General features: G+C 67.9%; 15 protein-coding genes and 1 pseudogene. 8 read left to right on the top strand and 8 right to left on the bottom strand.

Features of this window, described 5'->3' with window-relative positions; genetic code table 11:
• The first annotated feature begins 37 nt into the window (after nucleotides 1-37).
• On the top strand, nucleotides 38-976 hold the full coding sequence (locus BLA15945_RS04765; RefSeq protein ID WP_174991635.1) for an alpha/beta hydrolase: 939 nt from the start codon (nucleotides 38-40) through the stop codon (nucleotides 974-976).
• A 58-nt stretch (nucleotides 977-1,034) separates the two neighbouring features.
• Here BLA15945_RS04765 and prpF read toward each other — a convergent pair whose 3' ends face one another.
• The 4 genes from prpF to prpB all read right to left on the bottom strand — a co-directional run bounded on the left by prpF (nucleotide 1,035) and on the right by prpB (nucleotide 7,089).
• Nucleotides 1,035-2,225: a 2-methylaconitate cis-trans isomerase PrpF gene (gene prpF / locus BLA15945_RS04770; RefSeq protein WP_174991636.1), complete on the bottom strand. Its 1,191-nt coding sequence runs from the start codon at nucleotides 2,223-2,225 to the stop codon at nucleotides 1,035-1,037.
• 24 nt (nucleotides 2,226-2,249) lie between these two features.
• A complete protein-coding gene (gene acnD, locus BLA15945_RS04775; protein ID WP_174991637.1) occupies nucleotides 2,250-4,844 on the bottom strand; it encodes a Fe/S-dependent 2-methylisocitrate dehydratase AcnD in 2,595 nt (864 codons plus the stop codon).
• 81 nt (nucleotides 4,845-4,925) lie between these two features.
• Nucleotides 4,926-6,098 carry a bifunctional 2-methylcitrate synthase/citrate synthase gene (gene prpC / locus BLA15945_RS04780; protein WP_059238566.1) on the bottom strand — a complete coding sequence of 391 codons (1,173 nt, stop codon included), beginning with the start codon at nucleotides 6,096-6,098 and terminating at the stop codon, nucleotides 4,926-4,928.
• Between the two features lie 97 nt (nucleotides 6,099-6,195).
• On the bottom strand, nucleotides 6,196-7,089 hold the full coding sequence (prpB, locus tag BLA15945_RS04785) for a methylisocitrate lyase (RefSeq protein WP_174991638.1): 894 nt from the start codon (nucleotides 7,087-7,089) through the stop codon (nucleotides 6,196-6,198).
• Between the two features lie 170 nt (nucleotides 7,090-7,259).
• Here prpB and prpR point away from each other — a divergent pair, with 170 nt between their 5' ends.
• Complete coding sequence (gene prpR, locus BLA15945_RS04790; RefSeq protein ID WP_174991639.1) at nucleotides 7,260-9,242, top strand: propionate catabolism operon regulatory protein PrpR; 1,983 nt, start codon at nucleotides 7,260-7,262, stop codon at nucleotides 9,240-9,242.
• A gap of 45 nt (nucleotides 9,243-9,287) precedes the next feature.
• Here prpR and BLA15945_RS04795 read toward each other — a convergent pair whose 3' ends face one another.
• The gene (locus tag BLA15945_RS04795; RefSeq protein WP_174991640.1) at nucleotides 9,288-9,929 is read right to left on the bottom strand and encodes a CGNR zinc finger domain-containing protein; all 642 of its coding nucleotides are present in this window, start codon (nucleotides 9,927-9,929) and stop codon (nucleotides 9,288-9,290) included.
• A 250-nt stretch (nucleotides 9,930-10,179) separates the two neighbouring features.
• Between BLA15945_RS04795 and BLA15945_RS04805 the strand changes: the two genes are divergently transcribed.
• The gene (locus tag BLA15945_RS04805) at nucleotides 10,180-10,563 is read left to right on the top strand and encodes a VOC family protein (RefSeq protein ID WP_059238558.1); all 384 of its coding nucleotides are present in this window, start codon (nucleotides 10,180-10,182) and stop codon (nucleotides 10,561-10,563) included.
• A 296-nt stretch (nucleotides 10,564-10,859) separates the two neighbouring features.
• On the opposite strand, the gene BLA15945_RS04810 is transcribed toward BLA15945_RS04805, so the two are convergent.
• Entirely contained in the window at nucleotides 10,860-11,468 is a 609-nt protein-coding gene (locus tag BLA15945_RS04810) for a glutathione S-transferase family protein (protein WP_174991641.1), read from the bottom strand.
• Between the two features lie 120 nt (nucleotides 11,469-11,588).
• Here BLA15945_RS04810 and BLA15945_RS04815 point away from each other — a divergent pair, with 120 nt between their 5' ends.
• Complete coding sequence (locus BLA15945_RS04815) at nucleotides 11,589-12,572, top strand: helix-turn-helix transcriptional regulator (RefSeq protein WP_059238553.1); 984 nt, start codon at nucleotides 11,589-11,591, stop codon at nucleotides 12,570-12,572.
• 217 nt (nucleotides 12,573-12,789) lie between these two features.
• Nucleotides 12,790-13,077 (top strand): annotated as a pseudogene (locus tag BLA15945_RS04820) (VOC family protein); the annotation flags it as partial.
• A 188-nt stretch (nucleotides 13,078-13,265) separates the two neighbouring features.
• Here the strand turns inward: BLA15945_RS04820 and BLA15945_RS04825 are convergent.
• Nucleotides 13,266-14,114, bottom strand: a complete 849-nt coding sequence (locus BLA15945_RS04825) for an ureidoglycolate lyase (protein WP_174991642.1) — start codon at nucleotides 14,112-14,114, stop codon at nucleotides 13,266-13,268.
• A 249-nt stretch (nucleotides 14,115-14,363) separates the two neighbouring features.
• Here BLA15945_RS04825 and BLA15945_RS04830 point away from each other — a divergent pair, with 249 nt between their 5' ends.
• The 3 genes from BLA15945_RS04830 to BLA15945_RS04840 all read left to right on the top strand — a co-directional run bounded on the left by BLA15945_RS04830 (nucleotide 14,364) and on the right by BLA15945_RS04840 (nucleotide 16,325).
• Nucleotides 14,364-14,666, top strand: a complete 303-nt coding sequence (locus BLA15945_RS04830; RefSeq protein WP_174991643.1) for a hypothetical protein — start codon at nucleotides 14,364-14,366, stop codon at nucleotides 14,664-14,666.
• A gap of 112 nt (nucleotides 14,667-14,778) precedes the next feature.
• Nucleotides 14,779-15,600: an IclR family transcriptional regulator gene (locus tag BLA15945_RS04835; protein ID WP_059238546.1), complete on the top strand. Its 822-nt coding sequence runs from the start codon at nucleotides 14,779-14,781 to the stop codon at nucleotides 15,598-15,600.
• A gap of 173 nt (nucleotides 15,601-15,773) precedes the next feature.
• Nucleotides 15,774-16,325 (top strand): hypothetical protein, encoded by a 552-nt coding sequence (locus BLA15945_RS04840; RefSeq protein ID WP_059238544.1) that lies wholly within the window; start codon nucleotides 15,774-15,776, stop codon nucleotides 16,323-16,325.
• Between the two features lie 651 nt (nucleotides 16,326-16,976).
• Here the strand turns inward: BLA15945_RS04840 and BLA15945_RS04845 are convergent.
• Nucleotides 16,977-19,334: a GNAT family N-acetyltransferase gene (locus BLA15945_RS04845; protein ID WP_174991644.1), complete on the bottom strand. Its 2,358-nt coding sequence runs from the start codon at nucleotides 19,332-19,334 to the stop codon at nucleotides 16,977-16,979.
• Nucleotides 19,335-19,840 lie beyond the last annotated feature (506 nt).

Genomic DNA, 19,840 nt, shown 5'->3' on the forward strand with positions numbered 1-19,840 from the left:
CACGGCGCACCTCCTACCTTCATGATGGAGCCACGCGTTGGACACCCTGCATCTCGTCGATCCTGAAATCCGCCCGCTGCTCGAGACCTGGCCGACCGTCACGCTCGGCGTCGAAAACCTCGCGCAGTCGCGCGAACGCGTGCTGCCGCTGCCGCCGCCCGACCTTGCCGGCAGCACGCTCGAACGCCACATGGTGCCCGGTCCCGCCGGCGCGCCGGACGTCCCGGTCCTCGTCTACCTGCCCGACGATCACGCGCGCCCGCTCCCGGCGATCGTCCACATGCACGGCGGCGGCTTCGTGCGCGGCAAGGCGAAGGATCTCGAGGCGGTGCACCGGTCGCTCGTCACGCAGCTCGGCTGCGCGCTGATCTCGATCGACTACCGGCTCGCGCCGGAAACCGTGTTTCCCGGCGCGATCGAAGATTGCTACGCGGCGCTCGCCTGGGTCTTCCGCCATGCCGATACGCTCGGCATCGACGCAACGCGGATCGGCGTGGCCGGCGAAAGCGCGGGCGGCGGGTTCGCCGCCGCGCTGGCGCTGCTGGCCGGTGACCGCGGCGAATACCGGCTCGCGTTCCAGCACCTGGTCTATCCGATGCTCGACGATCGCACCTGCACGCGCACGCCGCATCCGCATACCGGCGAATTCGTCTGGCATGCGGCCAACAACCGGTTCGGCTGGACCTCGCTGCTCGGTCACGCGCCAGGCATCGACGGCGTGTCGCCCTACGCGGCCGCCGCGCGCGCCACGCGGCTCGACGGCCTGCCGCCCGCGTTCCTGTCGGTCGGCTCGCTCGACCTGTTCCTCGACGAAAATCTCGACTATGCGCAGCGCCTGCTCCGCGCGGGCGTGCCGACGGAACTGCACGTGCTGCCCGGCGGCGTGCACGGTTTCGACATCGTGCCTGGCGCACGCGTGTCCGAAACGGCGCGCCGCCTGAGCCACGACGCGCTGCGCCGCTTCCTGCACGGCTGACGAAAACGACGCGGGCGGCCGAAGCCGCCCGCATCTCCATCGATACCGCCCGCAACGATCAGAACGCGTCGCCCGGCACCCGCACCCAGCCTTCCATCAACACGCGCGCGCTGCGGCTCATGATCGCCTTCGTGACGCTCCACTCGCCGTTCTCGAGCTGTGCTTCCGCGCCGACGCGCAGCGTGCCCGACGGATGGCCGAAGCGCACCGCGTTGCGTGCGCCGCCGCCCGCCGCGAGATTGACGAGCGTGCCGGGGATCGCCGCGGCCGTGCCGATCGCGACTGCCGCCGTGCCCATCATCGCGTGGTGCAGCTTGCCCATCGACATCGCGCGCACCAGCAGGTCGACGTCGCCCGCGTTCACGCGCTTGCCGCTCGATGCGACGTAATCGGCCGGCTTCGCGACGAACGCGATCTTCGGCGTGTGCTGCCGCGTCGCGATTTCATCGAGCGTATCGATCAGGCCCATGCGCAGCGCGCCGTGCGCGCGGATCGTCTCGAACTTCTCGAGCGCCTTCGCATCGCCGTTGATCGCGTCCTGCAGCTCGGTGCCCGTATAGCCGATCGCTTCCGCCTCGACGAAGATCGTCGGGATGCCCGCGTTGATCATCGTCGCCTTCAGCGTGCCGACGCCCGGCACCGCGAGATCGTCGACGAGGTTGCCGGTCGGGAACATCGACCCGCCCGCCCCTTCTTCCTCGGCGGCCGGGTCCATGAATTCGAGCTGCACTTCGGCGGCCGGGAACGTGACGCCGTCCAGCTCGAAGTCGCCCGTCTCCTGCACCGCGCCGTTCGTGACCGGCACGTGCGCGATGATGGTCTTGCCGATGTTCGCCTGCCAGATCCGCACGGTCGCGACGCCGTCGCGCGGCACGCGCGCCGGATCGACGAGCCCGCCGCTGATCGCGAACGGGCCGACGGCCGCCGACAGGTTGCCGCAGTTGCCGGTCCAGTCGACGAACGCCTTGTCGATCGCGACCTGGCCGAACAGGTAGTCGACGTCGTGGCCGGGCCGCGTGCTCTTCGACACGATCACCGTCTTGCTGGTGGACGACGTCGCGCCGCCCATCCCGTCGATCTGCTTGCCGTACGGATCGGGGCTGCCGATCACGCGCAGCAGCAGCGCGTCGCGCGCGGCGCCCGGCGCCTGCGCGGCGTCCGGCAGATCCTGCAGCCGGAAGAACACGCCCTTGCTGGTGCCGCCGCGAATGTAGGTCGCGGGAATCCTGATTTGAGGAATGTGAGCCATATGTGTGTTCCCAATGTGCGCCCGTCAGGCCGCCTGCGACGATTCGAGGAAGTCCTGCGCGAAACGCTGCAGCACGCCACCCGCTTCGTAGATCGACACTTCCTCGGCCGTATCGAGCCGGCACGTCATCGGCACCTCGACGCGCTCGCCGTTCTTGCGGTGAATCACGAGCGTCAGGTCGGCGCGCGGCGTGCGCTCGCCGATCACGTCGAAGGTCTCGGTGCCGTCGATGCCGAGCGTCGTCCGGTTCGTGCCCGGCTTGAACTCGAGCGGCAGCACGCCCATCCCGATCAGGTTCGTGCGGTGGATCCGCTCGAAGCCTTCGGCGGCGATCGCCTCGACGCCCGCGAGCCGCACGCCCTTCGCGGCCCAGTCGCGCGACGAACCCTGGCCGTAGTCGGCACCGGCCACGACGATCAGCGGCTGCTTGCGATTCATGTACGTCTCGATCGCTTCCCACATCCGCATGACCTTGCCTTCCGGCTCGACGCGAGCGAGCGAGCCCTTCTTCACCGCGCCGTCGACGACCGCCATCTCGTTGATCAGCGTCGGGTTCGCGAAGGTTGCGCGCTGCGCGGTCAGGTGGTCTCCCCGGTGCGTCGCGTACGAGTTGAAGTCTTCTTCCGGCAGGCCCATCTTCGCGAGGTATTCGCCGGCCGCGCTATCCAGCAGGATCGCGTTCGACGGCGACAGGTGGTCGGTCGTGATGTTGTCGCCGAGCACCGCGAGCGGGCGCATGCCCTGCAGCGTGCGCTCGCCGGCCAGCGCGCCTTCCCAGTACGGCGGACGGCGGATGTACGTGCTCTGCGCGCGCCAGTCGTACAGCGGCGCCGCGCGCTCGCCCGCATCGGCGCTGCGCGCGAACATCGGTTCGTAGACCTTGCGGAACTGTTCGGGCTTCACGCTCGACGCGACGATCGCATCGATCTCCTCGTCGGTCGGCCAGATGTCCTTCAGCGTGACGGGCTTGCCGTCCTGGTCGTGACCGAGCACGTCCTTCTCGATGTCGAAGCGGATCGTGCCGGCGATCGCATACGCGACGACGAGCGGCGGCGACGCGAGGAACGCCTGCTTCGCATACGGGTGGATGCGGCCGTCGAAGTTGCGGTTGCCGGACAGCACGGCCGTCGCGTACAGGTCGCGATCGACGATCTCCTGCTGGATCTTCGGGTCGAGCGCGCCCGACATCCCGTTGCAGGTCGTGCACGCGAACGCCACGATGCCGAAGCCGAGCTTCTCGAGTTCGGGCAGCAGGTTCGCTTCTTCCAGATACAGCTCGACCGCCTTCGAGCCGGGCGCGAGCGAGCTCTTCACCCACGGCTTGCGCGTGAGGCCGCGCGCGTTCGCGTTGCGGGCGAGCAAGGCCGCGGCGATCACGTTGCGCGGGTTGCTGGTGTTCGTGCAGCTCGTGATCGCGGCGATGATCACCGCGCCATCGGGCATTTCGCCCGCTTTTTCTTCCCACTGACCGGCAATCCCGCGCGCGGCGAGATCGGACGTCGGCAGCCGCTTGTGCGGGTTCGACGGGCCGGCCATGTTGCGCACGACGCTCGACAGGTCGAACGTCAGCGTGCGCTCGTATTGCGCATTGGCGAGCGTATCGGCCCACAGGCCCGCTGCCTTCGCATAGGTCTCGACGAGCTTCACCTGCTCGTCGCTGCGGCCGGTGAGGCGCAGGTAGTCGGTCGTCTGGCCGTCGATGAAGAACATCGCGGCCGTCGCGCCGTATTCGGGCGCCATGTTCGAGATCGTCGCGCGATCGCCGAGCGTGAGGCTCGCCGCCCCTTCGCCGCGGAATTCCAGGTACGCGCCCACCACCTTTTCCTTGCGCAGGAACTCGGTCAGCGCGAGCACGACGTCGGTCGCGGTGATGCCGGGCTGGCGCTTGCCGGTCAGCTCGACGCCGATGATGTCGGGCAGGCGCATCCACGACGCGCGGCCGAGCATCACGTTCTCGGCTTCGAGGCCGCCCACGCCGATCGCGATCACGCCGAGCGCGTCGACGTGCGGCGTGTGGCTGTCGGTGCCGACGCAGGTGTCCGGGTACGCGACGCCGTCCTGCGCCTGGATCACCGGCGACATTTTCTCGAGGTTGATCTGGTGCATGATGCCGTTGCCCGGCGGGATCACGTCGACGTTCTCGAACGCCTTCTTCGTCCACTCGATGAAGTGGAAGCGATCCTCGTTGCGGCGATCCTCGATCGCGCGGTTCTTCGCGAACGCGTCCGGATCGAAGCCGCCGCATTCGACGGCGAGCGAGTGGTCGACGATCAGCTGCACGGCCACGACCGGGTTCACCTTCGCCGGGTCGCCGCCGCCGTCGGCGATCGCGTCGCGCAGGCCGGCGAGATCGACGAGCGCCGTCTGCCCGAGGATGTCGTGGCACACCACGCGCGCCGGAAACCACGGGAAGTCGCGTTCACGCTTGCGCTCGATGATCTGCTTCAGCGACTCGGCGAGGATCGCCGGATCGCAGCGGCGCACGAGGTTTTCGGCGAGCACGCGCGACGTGTACGGCAGCGTGTCGTAGGCGCCGGGCGCGATCGCGTCGACCGCGGCGCGCGCGTCGAAATAATCCAGCGACGTGCCGGGCAGGGGTTTGCGGTTGGCGGTATTCATGATGTGGGGCGGGAATCTGGGTATGACGTTCCGCGCGCGCCGGCAGCCCGCATCACGGGCGCCGGCACGCGCGGCGGGCGATCAGCGCTTCTCGATCGGCACGAACTGCAGGTCTTCCGGGCCCGTGTAGTTCGCGCTCGGGCGGATGATCTTGTTGTCGACGCGTTGCTCGATGATGTGCGCGCTCCAGCCCGACGTGCGCGAGATCACGAACAGCGGCGTGAACATCGCGGTCGGCACGCCCATCATGTGATACGACACCGCGCTGAACCAGTCGAGGTTCGGGAACATCTTCTTCGCATCCCACATCACCGATTCGAGACGCTCGGCGATGTTGTACAGCTTCACGTCGCCCGCTTCCTTCGACAGCTTGTGCGCGACGCCCTTGATCACCTTGTTGCGCGGATCCGAGATCGTGTAGACCGGGTGGCCGAAGCCGATCACGACTTCCTTGTTCTCGACGCGGCGGCGGATGTCGGCTTCGGCGTCGTCCGGCGAGCTGTAGCGGCTCTGGATTTCATACGCGACTTCGTTCGCGCCGCCGTGCTTCGGCCCGCGCAGCGCGCCGATCGCGCCGGTGATCGCCGAGTAGATGTCCGAGCCCGTGCCCGCGATCACGCGGCCCGTGAACGTCGATGCGTTGAATTCGTGCTCCGCGTACAGGATCAGCGACGTGTGCATCGCCTCGACCCACGACTTCGACGGCGTCTTGCCGTGCAGCAGGTGCAGGAAGTGGCCGCCGATCGAGTCGTCGTCGGTTTCCGTTTCGATGCGCTTGCCGTTGTGCGAGAAGTGATACCAGTACAGCAGCATCGAGCCGAGCGACGCCATCAGGCGGTCGGCAATGTCGCGCGCGCCCGGCAGGTTGTGGTCGTCCTTCTCCGGCAGCACGGTACCGAGCACCGACACGCCGGTGCGCATCACGTCCATCGGGTGCGCGGACGCCGGGATCTGCTCGAGCGCCACCTTCAGCGCGCTCGGCAGGCCGCGCAGCGCGCGCAGCTTGGTCTTGTATGCGGCCAGTTCGGTCAGGTTCGGCAGCGTGCCGTGCACGAGCAGGTGCGCGATTTCCTCGAATTCGCACGATTCGGCGACGTCGAGAATGTCATAGCCGCGGTAATGCAGGTCATTGCCGGTCTTGCCGACCGTGCACAGCGCCGTGTTGCCGGCCGTCACGCCCGACAGCGCCACCGACTTCTTCGGCTTGAATGCGCCTGCGGCGGCCGGTGCTGCTGCGTCTTTCGTCTCGCTCATCTCTGGATTCTCCGATTTGTCGGCCAGTGTTGGCGCCTCAGCGCTTGTGCTGGCCCCATACAACGTTCAGATTCGTGTCTCGTGGGGGCGGGCCGCGTTACTTCTTGCCCTGCGCGAACAGCTCGTCGAGCTTGCGTTCGTATTCGTGATAGCCGAGGAAGTCGTACAGCTCGGCGCGCGTCTGCATCGTCGGCACGGCTGCCTTCTGCGTGCCGTCGCGACGCAGCGTTTCGTAGAAATTCAGCGCGGCCTTGTTCATCGCGCGATACGCGCCGCAGCAGTACAGCGCGATGTCGACGTTCGCCTCGCGCAGTTCGTCGAGCGCGAACAGCGGCGTCGAGCCGAATTCGGTCAGGTTCGCGAGGATCGGCACCTTCACGGCGGCCTTGAAGCGGCGGTAGTCGTCGAGCGACTTCATCGCTTCCGGGAAGATCATGTCCGCGCCGGCTTCGACGTAGGCCACCGCGCGCTCGATCGCCGAGTCGATCCCTTCGGCGGCGGCTGCATCGGTGCGCGCCATGATCACGAACTGGTCGTCGGTACGCGCATCGACCGCGGCCTTCACGCGATCGACCATTTCCTCGACCGGCACGACTTCCTTGCCCGGACGGTGGCCGCAACGCTTCTGGCCGACCTGGTCTTCGAGGTGGACGGCCGCGACGCCGGCCTTGATGAACGAGCGGACCGTACGTGCGATGTTGAACGCGCCGCCCCAGCCCGTGTCGATGTCGACCAGCAGCGGCAGGTCGGTCGCGTTGGTGATCCGGCCCGCGTCGATCAGCACGTCTTCCATCGTGCTGATGCCGAGGTCGGGAATGCCGAGCGAGTTTGCGGCGACGCCGCCGCCCGACAGGTACACGGCCTTGAAGCCGACGGCCTGCGCCATCTTGGCCGCGTACGCGGTGATCGCGCCGACCACCTGCAGCGGTTGTTCCGCCGCGACTGCCGCGCGGAATTTCGCGCCGGCGCTCTGAAGATGCGTATTGCTCATGAACGGCCTCCTGATGGAATGCCCGATAACAGCAAGGACCGGGCCAGCTCGCGAAACGTCGCTAACCCACTGATTCTTAAGCAACCGCCCCGAGCGCTACAGCGTCCTGAGATTTCAATTCGGCAATTTCATGTTTCAAAAATGAAATCGCACGCGCATAATCGGCCGTCATGGACCTCTCCTCGACCAAGCCCGCCGGCCCGGCCGACCGCACGGTGCGCCCGCGCATCTGGGCGATGGGCATCAGCCGCCTGCGCGACCTGTTTCGCGAGATCGCCGGCGAATTCGACGAACGCGCCGACGTGCGCATCGTGACGCGCGCGTATGAGGATGCGCTCAGCGCGATCGCCGAGGCCGGCGCCACGCGGCCCGACGTGATCGTCGCGGCCGGCTCGAACGGCGGCTTCCTGAAAACGCGTGCGCAGGTGCCGGTGGTGGTCGTGTCGCCGACCGGCTTCGACGTGATGCAGGCGCTCGCACGCGCGCGGCGCGACGCATCGCGGATCGCACTCGTCAGCGCCGGGGAAACGCCGCCCGAGGTGCGCCGCTTCGTCGCCGCGTACGGCCTCGACGTGCAGTTTGCGTCATATCAGTCCGCGCAGGAAGCGGAAGCCTGCGTGCACGACCTGCGCGATCGCGGCATCGAAACGATCGTCGGCCCGGGCCTCGTCACCGATCTCGCGGCCAGCGCCGGCATGGGCGCGGTGTTCCTGTATTCGCACGCTTCGGTGCGCAAGGCCGTCGAGACGGCGCTCGAAGTCGCGTATGCGACGCACGCCGAGGGGTTCCGCCGCCAGCGGCTCGACACGCTGCTGCAACACCTGCGCGATGGCGTGGTCGCGCTCGACGCACGCGGCCGCGTCGAGGCGATCAACGAACGGCTCGCGTCGGCGCTCGGGGTCGAACCCGCGGCGGCCGTGGGCCGCGCGCTCGTCGACCTGCGCCCCGAGCTGCGCACGCTGCGCGGCGAGGACGGCGACGCGCTCGCGACCGTGCGCGGCGTGCGCTACGTCGTGCATCGCGGGCCGCTGGTCGATCGCGGCGTGACGTCGGGCAGCGTGCTGACGTTCCAGGAATCGCGCGCGGTCGAACGGCTCGACCGCGCATTGCGTTCGCAGCCGACCACGCAGCAGTTCGCCGCGCGCTACGCGCTCGACGACGTGGTCGGCGCGTCGGCGCCGATGGCGCGCGTGCGCGACCTCGTGCGCCGCTACGCGAAATCCGACGCGACCGTGCTCGTGCTAGGCGAAAGCGGCACCGGCAAGGAAATGATCGCGCAGAGCCTGCACGCGCTGTCCGCGCGGCGCAGCTATCCGTTCGTCGCGGTCAACTGCGGCGCGTTTCCGGAAGCGCTGCTCGAGAGCGAACTGTTCGGTTACGAGGAAGGCGCGTTCACCGGCGCGCGGCGCGGCGGCAAGACCGGCCTGTTCGAGGCCGCGCACCGCGGCACGCTGTTTCTCGACGAGATCGGCGAAATGCCGCCGTCGCTGCAGAGCCGGCTGCTGCGCGTGCTGCAGGAGCGCGAGGTGATCCGCCTGGGCTCGACCGAGCCGATCCGCATCGACGTGCGCGTGATCGCCGCGACGCATCGTCCGCTGCTCGCGGCCGTCGAGGCCGGCACGTTCCGCGCGGATCTCTATTACCGGCTCAACATCCTGAACGTCGGCCTGCCGCCGCTGCGCGAGCGCGCGGCCGACATTCCCGCGCTCGCGGCAACGCTGCTCGTGCAGGCCGCACGACGCGAACCGCGCCTCGCCGAACGCCTGCGCGACGCCGATGACGCGACGCGCGTGCTCGGCGCAACCCGGGCGACGCTCGCGCGCTACCGGTGGCCCGGCAACGTGCGCGAACTGCAGAACGTGATCGAGCGGATCGCGGTGGAGCTGGCCGAGGAAGCCGACGAAAACGATCCGGCCGCCGCTTGCGGCGCGCTCGATCCCGACGCGCTGCAGGCGATCGCGCCCGAGCTGTTCGCGGCGCCGCCCGACGCGGCCGACATCGACGATGCGCAGACACTGCACGCGCGCCGCCGCCGTGCCGAAGCCGACGAGATCCGCGCGGTGCTCGACGCGTGCGGCGGCGACCGCGACCGCGCGTGCGCGATGCTCGGCATCAGCAAAACGACGCTGTGGCGGAAGCTGTCGGTGAAATAGGCAGGCCGGATTCGACGCGCCGGCGCGCTTGCCTGAAACGGTCCGTCACTCGGCCTTGTGATAGTGGCGGTACGCCTTCGCGCGATTGCCGCACGACGACATCGAACACCAGCGGCGGCTGCCGTTCTTGCTGTCGTCGATGAACAGCCACTGGCAGGCGTCGTTCGCGCAACGCTTGACCTTCGCGAGCCGCGCCCCGCCGAGCAGGTCGATCGCCGACCACAGCACCGGGCTCAGCAGCGCCGCGAGCGTGGCGCCCGTGCCGCCGATCCGCCACCCATAGGCGCCGTCGATGCGCGCCAGCGCGACGCGCGGCGCCGCTTCTGCAAGAAAACCGCCGAGCAGCGCCAGATCGTCGGCGTGCGGCTCGCGCTGCTCGGCCTGCGCATGAAAGAGCCGATACAGCGCCTCGCGCAACGCGAGCGCGCGAGCGAGCGTCGCCGGTTCGTCACCCTTCTGCCGTACGTGACACGCGTCGGCCAGACTGGCCGGTACGCCTGCCTGCTCGCGGCACCACGTGACCAGGTCGTCCAGCGTCCCGAGGGTTTCAGTCGGCGCATCGGCGCCGCGCCAGTACAGCGTGTTCGCGAAATCGATGCTCAGCGTTTCCGGCGGCGCCGGAATCAGGCAGTCCGTCATGACGGAAGGTTGCGTTTTGCTCATGACGCGATCGTATCTAACCATCATGCCGGTTGACAAGCTTCCGGCCGCTTTCTAACATAACCATCATGGTGGTTACGAACGGGTTGGCTGCACTGGCCCCTTCAGATCAAGGAGACACAGATGATCGATCGACTTTCCTTCGGTGTTATCCACAACGACCGCAGCCGCGCGTCGTACGACAGCACGCTCGGCGCGCTTCGCTGCAAGCGGCTGGCATGGTGCCTGTAAGCCGGCTTGCTGCACTGACGTCCCCCTCAGTTCAAGGAGCCCACAGATGATCGATCACCTTTCCTTCGGCGTCGCCCACATCGGCCGCAGCCGCACGTTCTACGACAGCACGCTCGGCGCGCTCGGCTACAAGCGGCTGTATAGCGACGACGGCTCGATCGGCTACGGCGCGACCGAACCGGTGCTGTGGCTGCAGCATGCAGCTCGCCCCATCGCCGCCGATCCCGAGTCCGGGTTGCACCTGTCGTTCAAGGCAGCGTCGCCCGTCGAGGTCGACGCGTTCTACCGCGCCGCGCTCGAGCACGGCGGCCAGGACAACGGCGGGCCCGGCAAACGCGAGCACTACGGCCCCGGCTATTACGCGGCGTTCGTCGTCGATCCCGACGGATACCGGCTGGAAGCGCATTGCGAACTGGACAACATCGTGTGACCCGTTCGCGTACGAACGCCAAGGGCCCGATTCCTCTTGATGCGGAATCGGGCCCTCGCTTTTGAATCATCGCCGTCCGGTTGCCGACGACCCCCGCAGGCGGTCGTTCAGCGGAATCGCGGCATGCGCGGTTATTGCGCGCCGCGCGTGCGCTGCAACTGCTCGCCAGGCCCTTCGATGCCGAGGCGCACCGCAGGCAAGCTGTGGTATTCGGTGAACTACCGCGCTTGCGGCAAGCCGGCCGCCGGCACCTGCTGGGGCTGATAAGCGAGCGGCCTGGCGCGGCGTTTTCACATTCAGACGTCGCCCTGCATCGCGGGGCGGCTCTTGACCTTGCCCAGCCAGGCCTGCACCTTCGGGTGCGCGGCCACCGGCGCGCCCACCATGGCGGAATACCCGACCACCGACCCGACCACCAGGTCCGCCAGCGAGTATTCGCCGCCCAGCATCCAGGGCTGGCGCGCCAGGTGCGCATCCAGCAGCCCCAGCAGGGAATCCAGGTCGGTGGTGGCGCGCGCGGCCTGGCCGGCATCGCGAATCTGTTCATCGCCGTGGGTCGTGAGGAACAGGCGCGACAGCACCGCGCCATACGTCACGTAGGCCCAGGCGCACCACGACAGGGCGGCCAGCCGCTCGGGGGTACCGGCGACGGGCCACAGGCCTTGCTTGACGCCCCAGTTCTCGCCCAGCCACAGATGGATCGCGAGGGCCTCGAACATCGGCGCGCCGTCCACCGTCAGCGTGGGCACCTTGCCATTGGGATTGAGGGCCAGGAATTCGGGGCGGCGCTGTTCGCCCGCGCGGATATCCACCTTGACGCGTTCGTGCGGGACCTGCAATTCGGCCAGGGCGCAGGCGATGGGGGAGGCGCTGGACTGGGGGTGCCAATAGAAAACGATAGACATGGAAAAGGCTCCGGATTTCGGGGGGTGAGTGCCGCGGCCCCGTGGCCGCTGACGACGGACGAACTGTAGAATCCATTGCGGACAGTTTCTGCCCTCGATACGAGGTATCGTCGCCCCACCATGCTCAGTTCCAGCAACCGCCTGCTCCGCCTGCTTTCCCTGCTGCAGACCCGCCGCCATTGGGCCGGCGCCGAGCTGGCGCAAGCCTTGGCGGTGCACCCGCGCACGCTGCGGCGCGACATCGACCGGCTGCGCGAACTGGGCTACCCGATCCAGGCCAGCAGCGGCGTGGCGGGCGGCTACGCGTTTCGCGCGGGCAACACGCTGCCGCCCCTGCTGCTGGACGACGACGAGGCCATGACGGTGGCCATCACGCTGCGCACGGCGGCCACCGGGTCGATCGGCGGGGTGGAAGAAGCCGCGCTGCGCGCCCTGGTCAAGCTGGAACAGGTCATGCCCACGCGGCTGCGCCACAAACTGGATGCGCTGCGCTCGGCCATCGTGCCGCTGCCGCGCGCCGGCCCATTGGTGGACGCCGGCCAGCTGGCCACGCTGGCGGCCGCCTGCCGCGATCAGCTGCGCGTGAATTTCGACTACGCCGATAGCCGCGGCCAGGCCAGCACGCGCCAGGTCGAGCCGCAAGGGCTGGCGCACACGGGGTGGCGTTGGTATCTGGTGGCGTGGGACCCGGCGCGCGACGACTGGCGCACCTTCCGGCTGGACCGCATTGCCGGCCCCGTGGCGCTGGGCGCGCACTTCGCGCCGCGGCCGCCCCCGGAAGGCGGCGACCTGCGCGCGTATGTGGCGCGTTCCGTGGGCCAGGCGCCCAATGCCGAAGAAGCCCGCATCGTGCTGCATGCGCCGCGCGCGGTGATGGCGGCGCGCATTCCCGCATCGGCCGGCCAGGTCGAGGCGCTGGACGACGACAGCCGCTGCCTGCTGCGCTGCACAGGGCAATCGCTGGAATCGCTGACGTACTGGCTGATGGCGCTGGAAGTGGAATTCGAGGTGCTGGCGCCCGACTCGCTGGCGCTGCGCTTTCAGGCGGCGGGCGAACGTGTCGCCCGCATGCTGCAACGGCGCGAGACGGGCGGCCAGACTTAAGCGCGCAGCCGGCTCGCCGACATGGAGGCTGACGTCGTGCCGAAAGGCGGAACTGACGTGTCGTCGCCCCCGTAAGGAGGTCAGCTGGCCAGCTTGGCCTGGTTCGCCTGGTTGGCCTTCGACAGCGGCTGCATCATCAATGACACGTTCTCGGCGACCTTCAGCTTGTCGGCGGCCGACATGGCGTCGTCGTCTTTCTTGGAAATACCCGGCGACTAGCGACGACGGCGCCATCGGGTACGGCACGACCGAACCGGAGCTGTGGTTGCCGCACGCTGCCCGCCCAGTCGCCGCCGATGCCGAGTCGGGGCCGCACCTGTCGTTCAAGGCGGCTTCGCCCGTCGAGGTCGACGCGTTCTGCCGCGCCGCGCTCGAGCACGGCGGCCAGGACAACGGCGGGCCCGGCAAGCGCGAGCACTACGGCCCCGGCTACCACGCCGCGTTCGTCGTCGATCCCGACGGGTATCGGCTGGAAGCGCATTGCGAACTCGACAACGTCGTGTGATCGAGCCCGCATACACCACGTACAAACGGCAGGGGCCCGATTCCGCATCGCGCGGAATCGGGCCCTTGTCGTTGCTGCATCGATGTTCGGTTCGCGACGCGCGCCGCAGGCAGGCACGCCGACGACCGGGCGGCGCGGCCGGGTTGCGACTGATTGCACCCGCGGCCCGGCTCGCGCCGGACACATGCTTACCGCGCGTTGCGCGTGCTCTGCAACTGTTCGCCGAGCCCTTCGATCCCGAGGCGCACCATTTGGCCAGCCTTCAGGAACACCGGCGACGGCTTGATGCCCATGCCAACGCCCGGCGGCGTGCCGGTCGTGATCACGTCGCCCGGCTGCAGCGTCATGCAGGTCGACAGATACGCGATCAGTTGTGCGACGGTGAACACCATCGTGCGCGTGTTGCCGTTCTGAAAACGGTGGCCGTCGATCTCGAGCCACAGGTCGAGACGCTGCGGATCCGGCACCTCGTCGCGCGTGACGAGCCACGGGCCGATCGGGCCGAACGTGTCGAAGCCCTTGCCCTTGTCCCACTGGCCGCCGCGCTCGATCTGCCATTCGCGTTCGGACACGTCGTTGACAACGCAGTAGCCCGCGACGTAATCGAGCGCGCTCGCCTCGTCGACGTCCTTGCACTTCGCGCCGATCACGACGCCCAGCTCGACTTCCCAGTCGGTCTTGACCGAGCCCTTCGGGATGTCGATGCCATCGTTCGGGCCGCAGATCGAGCTCGTCCACTTGCCGAACACGACCGGCTCCTTGGGCACCGGCATGCCGGCTTCGGCCGCATGATCGGCATAGTTCAGCCCAATGCCGATGAACTTGCCGACGTGCCCGACGCACGCGCCGATGCGCGGCTCGCCGGACACGAGCGGCAGCGTGGCCGGATCGATCGCGCGCAGCCGCGCGAGACCCGCGTCGGTCAGCACATCGCCGGCAAGATCCGGCACGTGCGCGGACAGGTCGCGAATCCGGCCGTCCGCGTCGAGGATACCGGGCTTTTCCTGGCCGGACGGGCCATAGCGAAGCAGTTTCATCGTGCTTAACCTCTGTTGTCGAATGGGACAGGATACCGGTCGACGCGACCCTTCGCGGCCGCGCGCCGGACTGATTGTCGATCGTCGATTGCGCGCGTCGGTACCGCATCCGGCGGGCGGTTCGACGCGCGAAGGTCGCGCGGGCGCAGCGATCGCGGCGCCGCACGAAAGTACGGCGCGCATCGAACGGGCGGCCGCCGGTCTGCGCATCGGCGACGACGGCCCGGCACCCGCGACGCGTGCCGGCCCATGGCGGCCGGCTTCACGCGCGGCCGCACCGTCGCTGGCCCGCAAGCCTTTGTACCATCGGCCGCGCATCGTGAAATGACGCGCGACGGATACCGACTATTGGTGCGCCTGCCGACGTTGCGGCGCAGCATCGAATGCACGAACGCCGGCCGACCGCTTGCGGCTGCCGGCGTCGCCTGCCATCAGACCATGAATACTGGATATTCGGGCTGCCCCTGTCATCGAGAACGTTTGCTGATCCGTTCTTGTCCGGTAACGATCGGTAAAAAGACGCTGCATTGCACACTATTTGTTTATTGCTAAGCTCGTACGAATGGCTTTCATTGCCATACGCGGGCCCGAACCATGCGCGTGCAGAACCGGCCAGCGTGCGTCGCCAACCGATCGACGGTAATCCCCCAACCTCACACCGACAATGCAGACAACCAACGACCCGCTTCCCGGCTGCGACGCACGGGAATCGATGGCCGCTATCGACCGCTATCGCGCACCCGCGCTCGACAAGGGCCTCGACATTCTCGAACTCCTGTCCGAACAGAAAGAAGGACTCACCCGCACCGAAATCACGAAGGAACTCGGCCGCAACGCGAGCGAAATCTACCGGATGCTCGAACGCCTCGTCGCCCGCCGCTACGTGATGCGCTCCACCGGCGGCGACCGCTACACGCTCAGCCTCAAGCTGTTTGCGCTCGCGCACCGGCACCCGCCGATGAACCGGCTGATTGCCGAGGCCCTGCCGCCGATGCAGCGCTTCGCCGATGCCGCCGAGCAATCGTGCCATCTGTCCGTCTACGATCGCGGCAACCTGCTCGTGATCGCGCAGGTGGACGGGCCTGGCCCATGGGGCGTGTCGGTCCGCCTCGGTTCGCGGGTCGGGCTCGCCGATACGGCATCGGGGCGCATGATGCTGGCGTTCCAGGGCCCCGAGCAACGGGCGCACATGCTGGCCGAGCACCGCAAGGTCAAGGGCGAAGCGCCGCTGAACGAGCAGGAGCTCGCGATTGCGTGCCAGTCCATCCGGCAGTCCGGCTACCTGCGCCAGGACAGCCGCCAGGCGTACGGCGTGACCGATCTGACCGTACCGATCCTCGGGCCGTCCGGCCTGGCGATCGCGGTGCTGACCTGCCCGTACATGCGCCGCATCGACGCGCACACGGTGCAATCCGTCGACGTGGCCGTCGAAGCGCTGCGCGACACGGCCGCCCATCTGTCGATGGGCCGCACAGAAACCTGCTGACACGCGGGTTCGATGAAGCACACCGGGTACGGCGCAATGGCGCCGACCCCGGTCGCGCGCGACGCCCGTTCGGCGCGCGATGCACGCCGTCGCATCGCGCGCCCACGGCGCTACGCTAAAATAGCGGCCCTCTCAAAAACTACGGCGGCCGGTTGTCGCGGCCGTCGTGTCCGATGGATGTCATGGCCAAACTTCTGAACGATCAAGAATTCCAGCGTTTCTCCGAACTTCAGCAGAAGCAGGCAAGCTTCACGATCACGCCCGAGGAAGCGGACGAGCTGCGTGATATCGTCGCGCGCGCGCAGCAAAAGCGCGACGATCGTGCCGCCGCAATGCAGGCGATCGAGAACTACATCGAGCAGTTCGACATCACGCCTGACGAACTCTTCTCGCCCGAGCAGATCGGCGACGCGGCCCGCACCTACGGGCTCATCACGGCGACCAAGAAGGAACGCACGCTGCCGCCGTCGATCACGTTCAACGGCAAGCCGTACCAATGGACCAAGACGCTTCCGGACGACGTGCGCGGCGCGCTGTTCGAAGCATTCACGTCCGGCGAATCGGTCAAGCGCTTCATCGCGATGCCGAAAGACACCGCGCGCTGTGCGCTGACGATCGCCCGCCTCGAGCGCGAAACCGGTGCCGTCTATGCCGATCCGCACCTCGAGGAACTCGCGATTTCGCGCGACCAGGTGAACGACGCGGCGTCGAAACTCGCGGCGTAATGCTGCTGGCGGGCACGGTTCATGCGTGCCCGCACCCGCGTATGACGCCGGCATGGGCCGGCGCCGCGCTCGCGGGAGTCGTGCTTCCTCACGCTCCCGAAAAGCCTCACCTCGGCGTCCCGCAAGCACTCACCCATATCTCCCGAAAAAGCTCACCCAAGGCTCCTGGAGATCCTCACCGACACCTCCCGAACGTCCTCACCGACACCTCCCGCAGGTGCTCACCGACGCGTCCCGGAAAGGCTCACCAGCGGCTCCTGCAGGTCCTCACCGGCTGTTCCCGGGAAGGCTCACCGAATGCTCCCGTATCGGCTCACCGTGCCATTCCGGAACGGCTCATGTACGGCTCCCGAAAAATCTCACCTTCGTGACGGTTTCGAATCTCCGAGGCCGGAATGCGGCAGCGACATTGCAACAACACATCGTTTGAACCCGCTCGCCGGACGCGTATCGCGCCATGCCGCCCTGCATCGTCGGACACCTCGCGTGCATTGATATTGCCGCGGCTGACAGGGCCCGCGCATTCGCAGACGCTTCGCTCCACAGGCTGGTTCAAATATCCTGCATTCCTGAGTAAGCTTGCGGCGAGGCGAAACGTCGGAGGCATCGACTGCATGCGACAACCCCAAGCCTCAGGCCGCGGGCCGATGCCTACGGCTGCAACTTCATCCTGAAACCCACGACACCGGGCTCTTCCGTCGTCGACACCGCGAAGCCGCACGACTTCGCGAGCGAGATCATCGCCGAATTCTCGCGCAGCGCCTCGCCGACCATCCATGCGGTGCCGCGCGAGCGTGCGTAGTCGATGATGCGGGCCATCATCAGCCGGCCGAGCCCCTTGCCCTTCTGATCGGGCCGCACGGCAATCGCGAACTCCGCCGTCTCGTTGTCGGGATCGGCAACCGCACGCGCCACCGCAAGCGTGTGGTCACGCCCCGACACATCGGTGAACGACACGATGAAAGCCATCTCACGGTCGTAGTCGATCTGCGTCATACGCGCCACCTGCGAATGATCGAAGCTGCGCACCGCACCGAAGAAACGCATCCGCAGATCTTCCGGCGTCATCGCGCCGAGCAGTTCGTTGTGCGCAGCCTCGTCCTCCGGACGGATCGGGCGGATCGTTACCGTCTCGCCGCGCCACTCGAGCGTCTGCTCGAGGTGCCGCGGATACGGCATGATCGCCAGCCGGCTGCGCCCCGTGGCCAGCGTGATGCGCGGCGCGAGTACCCTTGCGCGGTCGGACATCACGCGCAGCGTGACCGACATCGCGACGACTTCGCGCACGTCGCAGACGACCTGTGACAGCGCCGTCAGCGCATCGAGCGTCGGTTCGACGGGCGTACGGCGCGCATACGGCGAGCGCTCCATTACCGCACGGGCGAGCACGCTGTTCAGCGGCGGCAGGCCGTAGACGACGAACGGCGCCGACACGCCGTCCGCAGGCGGCACGGCATAGCGAAACACCGGACCGAAATTCGCATCGTCGTACATGTCGACCGTGATATCGACGACCTTCGTGCCGACAGGCTCGTTGGCCTGCTCGCCCTGCAAGCCGAAATGGGACAGCCAGCGCAGCGCGGCCTCGCCGGCCAGATCATGCTCACCGGCTTCGACCATCCTGCGCGCGTCGGCCTGTGCGGATGCCACGCACTCGGCCGGCTGCGGCGGCGTGCCTTCGGGCGTCTGCATCAGCAGTTGCCGCCCGAGGTTGTAGTCGACGAGACGCGCATACGCGCGTGCCAGCCGCTGCGGTGTCGTGTGCACGGGAATGCCGTTCGCGTGCAGCGCATCGCGCGTCGCTGCGTCGACCGCACCGAAGAAACACGCGAGGATGCCGCGATGCGCGTACTGCCGCGAGTCGATCAGCGTGCGTGCGACCGACTCGGCCGGCGCACTGTGGGACGTCGAATGGACGACGAACAGCGTACCCGTTTGCGGAAACGGCGCGAGCGCCTTGATCGCCGCGGCAAAGTGCTCGGGGCGTGCGTCGTCGCCCAGCGTGAGCGGATTGGCGGGCGCCGCGAGATGCGGCAGCGCGGCCGCCACGGCGGACGTGGCCGCGGGCGACCAGTCGGCCAGCACGTCGCGTACCTCGGCAACCGCATCGACCGCGAGTTTCGCCACGCCCGCATCGCTCGTCACGAGCGTCGCCGCGCCACGCGCGGTGACACGGCCGACGCCGAGCGTCTCGATTTCGTCGAGCAGATCGTCGAGTGCATCGACGCGCACCATGCCCGCACGCTGGAACGCCGCCGTATAGAGTGCGTCGCCGGGATCGGCGCGGCCGGTGCGCAACGCGAGCACCGGCTTGTTGCGCGCGGCCGCACGCGCAGCCGACATGAACTTGCGCGCCGCGCGCACGGTATCGAGTTCGAGCAGGATCGCGCGCGTGCCGGGATCGCTTGCCAGATAGTCGAGCACATCGCCCGCATCGACGTCGGATTCGCTGCCGAGCGCGACGACATGCGAAAAGCCGAGACCCCGTGCATCGGCCCATCCAAGCACCGCGTTCGTCAACGCATTCGATTGCGACACCCATGCGACGCCGCCCGATCGCGCGGTGTACGCCGGCGCGCCGAAATGCGCATGCCGCGCAGGCGACAACACGCCGAGGCTGCCGGGCCCGACGATACGGAGCACGAACGGCTTCGCCGCCTTCAACGTGCGATCGACCGCGGCGCGATCGGCATCGGTGCGCGCCTCGCCGACGATCACCGCGACGCGCGTGCCGAGCTCACCGAGCTTGCGCACGATGCCGGCCCAGGTTGCGGGCGGCGTGCAGATCACGGCAACCGACGGCGGCGCAGGCAACCGGTCGACATCGGCGACAACGGCATGCCCGTCGAGCGCGCGATATTTCGGATTGACGGGCCACACGGGCCCCTGGAACGCACCGTCGAGCACACGCGACCACACCATTGCGCCAATACTGCCCGCACGCGATGACGCGCCGACGACCGCAACGGACCTGGGCTGAAACAACGCATCGAGATGGCGAACGGTCACATCGGCTCCCTGCGGTGACGAAAGACGACACGATCGGCACGCGGCCGGGCAGGCCGGGCGCCGATCGACGCGAACCCCAAGCATAGGCGAAGCGCCTGCGGCTGCCTATATGCCGAACGGCCGACTGTTCGACGAACGTCAATGCTCGCACCATGGACCTGCAACACACGCGTCCGGCATCGCAGCGCCGCTCGCACGACGCAAGCAACGCGGCACGGCGGCCGCTTTCTCAAAGGTGAGGATTTACAGGAGCGATGGTGAGTATGTTCGGGATTTGCACGACACCCCGCGCAAACACGCGAAAGGTGATGATTATCCGCTGCATGCCTGCACCGCGAAAATCGCGAATGCCAATGCGCGTGCCTGGCGTCATTACGCGATTGTTTACCGGAATTCCCCGCAATATGCAGCCGGATCGCGGCGAATTGGCAAAACAGGATCCGTTAATTGCGCGACATGACACGTCCATTCGTCAGGGAAAATCGCATGGCGACTGCCCAAAAACA

It is taken from the genome of Burkholderia arboris (genome assembly GCF_902499125.1).
GTDB classification, from domain to species: Bacteria; Pseudomonadota; Gammaproteobacteria; order Burkholderiales; family Burkholderiaceae; genus Burkholderia; species Burkholderia arboris.